At 63.1% G+C, this 4,772-nt stretch carries 1 protein-coding gene; it reads left to right on the forward strand.

The genetic code is table 11. The features are described from left to right. Window positions 1–803 precede the first annotated feature (803 nt). A complete protein-coding gene (locus BQ17_RS22900; RefSeq protein WP_218068329.1) occupies window positions 804–3,923 on the forward strand; it encodes a toll/interleukin-1 receptor domain-containing protein in 3,120 nt (1,039 codons plus the stop codon). Window positions 3,924–4,772 lie beyond the last annotated feature (849 nt).

The raw sequence follows: 4,772 nt of genomic DNA on the forward strand, positions 1-4,772 counted from the left end.
CCCCTCTCCCGGCGGGAGAGGGGACATAGTAGCCAGTACCGTTGGTCATGTTATCACTTATACATTAGCCACTACCCTTATGGGGACACCTCCGATACCTCGGTTGCTGAAACCACAAGTGAATCACTTGGGCTCCGAGCCAGGAGGGTCCCCTTCTTCCTTTAGGTTACAACTGACTACCTTGCCAAGACGCAAATGTAGGATGTGGTGAGCGCCGGGAGCGAAGCGACCGGCGCGAACCGCATCAATGGTGTGGTGAGCGCCGGGCGCGGAGCAACCGGCGCGAACCGCATCAATATCGGACAGCACGTAGCCGCCAGCTACCAGCCCCTGGCCTCAGCTACCTTTGAACTGCAAAGGCGCAATTGGACGGCCAGTGCCCAATACCTCTGTTTGTTGGGCACGCCCGCCGTCCCTGGCGGGCCTTGCCCAACCTACCTTGCTTCGCGGATCGATTCGCGTTGATGCGCGCAATGCCTGGTTTCCCCTCCGGATCGGACAGGGTTTCGTGGTTCCTCCAAAGATAGATTGAGCATAAGAAAAGCGGAGCTATTGCTACCCGCAAAAGGCGTTGGTAGTGGCTCAGTTCGCGAAAAAACGCAATGACGCAAGGACGCCAAGCCGCAAAGAAAGAACAAAGAATCTTTGCGTCTTGGCGCCCTTGTGTCCTGGCGTTAAATGGGCCGGAAAGTGAGCGGCCAAGCATAAAATTTTTAAACTGAGCTTCTGCCAAGGCGTCCCTACTTTGCGTCCCGGGCATCTTTGGGGTTCAAATAGGGACTTTAATGCACCCGGAACCATCCATGGATCGACCCACTGTCTTCATCAGCTATAGCCAGGAAAGCCCTGAACACGCCGAGCGGGTGCGTCGGCTGGCCGCCAGTCTGGAGCGTGACGGCTGTGCTTGCCGTCTCGACGTCCACAAGGACACGGCCGAGGACTGGCCGGCCTGGATGACCCGGCAGCTTATCGAGGCAGATACCGTCCTGTGTGTAGTTACCGAGACCTACGAGAAACGCTTTAACGACCGGGAGCTGCCCGATGTCGGGCTAGGCGTCGGCTGGGAGGCTGGACTGATCCGGCGTCTGCTCTACGCGCAAAAGCTGCACAACGACCACATCTTTCCGATCTGCTTCGAGCCTTCAGACAAGCGGCACATCCCACTCGAACTCCAGGGGTATGACTATTTCCTGCTCGAGGGACCGGACGGCTACGAGTCCCTGCTGCGCAAGCTGCTGAATCGCCCGCGCTACGAGCTACCCCAACCCGGCCCGGCGCCGGCTCTGCCCACCCAAACCACCAAACCCCTGTTTGACCGGCCTGGCGGGTCCGGGCCGGTCGAACCGAGCACACCGGAGGCCGATCCGCCACCTAGGGCTCCCCTCCCCCAACCCATCGCTACCTCCCGGCTGCTCGATCTGGGTGTCGCCAGTCGCTTCGAGGGGCTGGTGGGACGCGAGAAAGAGCGGCAAATCCTGGACCGGGTCTGGCACGACCGGGATACCCGCATCCTGATCTTCGTCGCCGCAGGCGGGGCAGGCAAGACCGCCCTGATTACGGACTGGATGACGGGCTTCGTCCGCAACCGCTGGAAGGGCGTGGATGCCTTCTTTGATTGGTCCTTCTACAGCCAGGGCACCCGGGATCAGGGCGCGGCCAACAGCGGTCAATTCCTGGACGCCGCGCTACGGCACTTCGGCGAGACGGCACTGGCCGACAGCCCGGCCTCCGCCGATACCAAATCCGAGCGGTTGGCCGAACGCTTGGCCGAGACCCGGACCCTGCTCCTGCTGGACGGCGTCGAGCCCCTGCAGCACCCCCCACATGCGGGCGGGCTGGCGGGCCGGCTCAAGGACCAGGGCCTGGAGCGGCTCCTCAAGCGCCTGGCCCAACTGCCGAGCGCAGGCGGCCTGTGCGTCCTCACCAGCCGGTTGGCCCTGGTGGATCTGAAACCTTTCCATGGCCGGGGCGTGCGGGAAGAGGCGCTCGACAACCTGTCCGCGCGGGCCGCCGCCCGCCTGCTGCACCGGGCCGGCGCCCGCCAAGCCGGCGCCGCCGAGATCGATCCCGACCAGGCCCCCGACGACCGGGAGTTGCTCGCAGCGGCACGGGAGCTGAAGGGCCATGCCCTGGCCGTACAACTGTTGGGGAGCTATCTCAAGCACGCCCAAGGCGGGGACATCCGCCGCCGCGACCGTTTGGATTGGTCCCGAGCCTTCGACCAGGAGCAGGAGGGCCATGTCGGGTCCCTGATGCGTGCCTATGAGCACTGGTTCGCGCACCAGGGCGAGCTCGGTCGTCGTCAACTGGCCGTCCTGCGCCTGCTCGGCTGCTTCGACCGCCCGGCCCGCCTGGAGCTATTGGATGCCCTGCGGGCCGGCCCGGCCATCCCCGGCCTCACCGAGCCCCTGTTCGGACCCAACGGGGGGCTGGACACGGAGGATTGGAACCGGGTACTCACCGGTCTGGCCGAAGATCACCGCTTGATCTCGCTCCAACGCAGCGGGGGCCGGATCGAACAGGTCGATACCCACCCCCTGATCCGTGCCTGGTTCGATCACCGGCTACAGCAAGGGAATCAGGCCGCCTGGATCGAAGGCCACCGGCGCCTGTACCAACATCTATGCGAGACCACCGAGTATCGGCCCGACAGTCTGGAGGGTCTGCAACCCCTCTACCAGGCCATCGTCCACGGCTGTCAGGCCGGACTGTATGAGCAGGCCCTGTACGATATTTACGTCGAGCGCATCCTGCGGGGCACCGGGTATAACGGCTTCTACAGTAGGAGGAAGCTCGGGGCAATCGGCGCGGATCTGGGCACGGTGGCCTGCTTCTTCGATCGGCTCTGGGACCGACCCTCGCCCAACCTCTCGGCCCCAGCCCAATCCTGGCTGCTCAATGAAGCGGCCTATTCCCTACGCGCCTTGGGCCGGCTGGCCGAAGCACTGGAGCCCATGCAAGCGGGATTGGAGATGCGTATCGAGCAGGAAAACTGGGAGGATGCCGCACGCATCGCCTCTAATCTGAGTGAGCTGGAGCTGACACTGGGCGATCTGACTGCCGCCATTGCCGATGCCGAGCGGTCAGTCGGCTTTGCCGATCGCAGCCAGGATGCCTTCCAGCGGATGTTGACGCGCACGGTCCAGGCTGATGTATTGCATCAGGCGGGCCAAACGGATCAGAGCCGGCGCCTGTTCGTCGAAGCCGAGAACTTGCAGGCCGAGTGGCAACCGAAATACCCCCGGCTCTACTCGCTGCTGGGCTTCCGCTACTGCGATCTGCTGCTGGCCGATGCCGAATGCACCGCTTGGCGGCGGATACTGGACCCCCAGGCCCCCATCCCGGATCTCGCTGATCTGCAAAACATCTGTCATCAAACTGCCGAGCGAGCTACGGAAGCACTCCGAATAGCAGAGCGCCATAACTGGCTTCTCGACATCGCACTAGACCAGCTCACCTTGGGCCGTGTAGCGGTCTATCAGGCACTCCTGACCCTGGCGGATGGGGGGCACAAGGGCGCAGTAGAGCCGGATCTATCCGGGATCCACATTTCCCCAGTCGCTATCGACCAGTTGACCACAGCAGTCGATGGTATCCGCGAGTCGGGTAACATGGACGACCTCCCCCGCGGCCTGCTCAGCCGGGCCTGGCAGCGGTGGTTGACAGGCGATGGTCCCGATTCCAGGAAAGGCGCCGTCGCGGATCTGGATGAGGCCTGGGAGATCGCCGAACGCGGATCCATGCCCCTCTATCAGGCGGATATTCTGCTCACCCGCGTCCGGCTGTTCGGACCGAGCAAGGACTACCCCTGGGACTCGGCGCGGGACGACCTCGCCGAGGCCCGCCGGCTGATCGAAACCCACGGCTACCACCGCCGCGACCGCGAGCTCGCCGACACCGCAGCCGCCTTCCATAACAGGTAGAGGGAACGGGGTCAGGTCTTGATCCGTGACCCTTGAAGGCACAGGTCAAGACCTGACCCCTTTCTGCGCGGATGTGGACCCCTCCGGGATGCGGATCTGGCCGATCTGTGTCGATCCGTGTGTATCCGTGGTTCTTCGATGCGGTTCGCCCCGCGTAGATTGGGCTGTGCCCACCAGTCGAGTAGGTTGGGCAAAGCTGGGAGCGCCGGCATCCTGCCGGCGACTATTTGCCGCCAGGATGGCGGCGCTCCTGTAGCGGCGTGCCCAACATTCGGTGTTGGGCACGGACCATCCCTGGCCCTTTGCCCAACCTACGAGCTTCGCCCCTCTCCCGACGGGAGCGGGGCGGGGTGAGGGGATCCAAAAAGAAACCGGGAGTGGTCGATGAACCGCTCCAGGCTACCACTTGAAAATTTACCACTACCAAACTACGAATCACGCCAATCCTCGCGAAATGTCATCCCGAACCGAAGGGAGGGATCTTCTTCGCGCGCTTCGTCATTTTCTCTTTCGTATTCCGACCCACCACGACAAGCAGTCAGCAGCTAACTTAACGGCATTGAGGCGCAGGTAGGGTGAGCTGCGCCCACCAACGACCAGCCTGGCTTGTAACCCAATGCCATTAAGTTAAGCGTCACCGGTGCTGTTTGTGATCGATCGAGCGCTGTTTTTCGTTCGCCCTCTCCCCAACCCCTCTCCCGGCGGGAGAGGGGCTTTTGCGGGAGAGGGGCTTTTGCGACACCCTCCCACGGGGAGAGGGGCTTTGAGGCTTAGAGGCTGTCTAAAAACTAACCTATTGATTTTCGGCTGGCTCCCCAGGCTCCAGCGTGGGAGCAGACCTGGTCCCGA

Origin of the sequence: Candidatus Thiosymbion oneisti (assembly GCF_900092655.1) — a bacterium.
GTDB classification, from domain to species: Bacteria; Pseudomonadota; Gammaproteobacteria; order Chromatiales; family Chromatiaceae; genus Thiosymbion; species Thiosymbion oneisti.

Bases quoted from the DNA above. Each gene is read 5' to 3' on its own strand.
- BQ17_RS22900 (WP_218068329.1), top strand. From the start codon at position 804: ATGGATCGACCCACTGTCTTCATCAGCTATAGCCAGGAAAGCCCTGAA.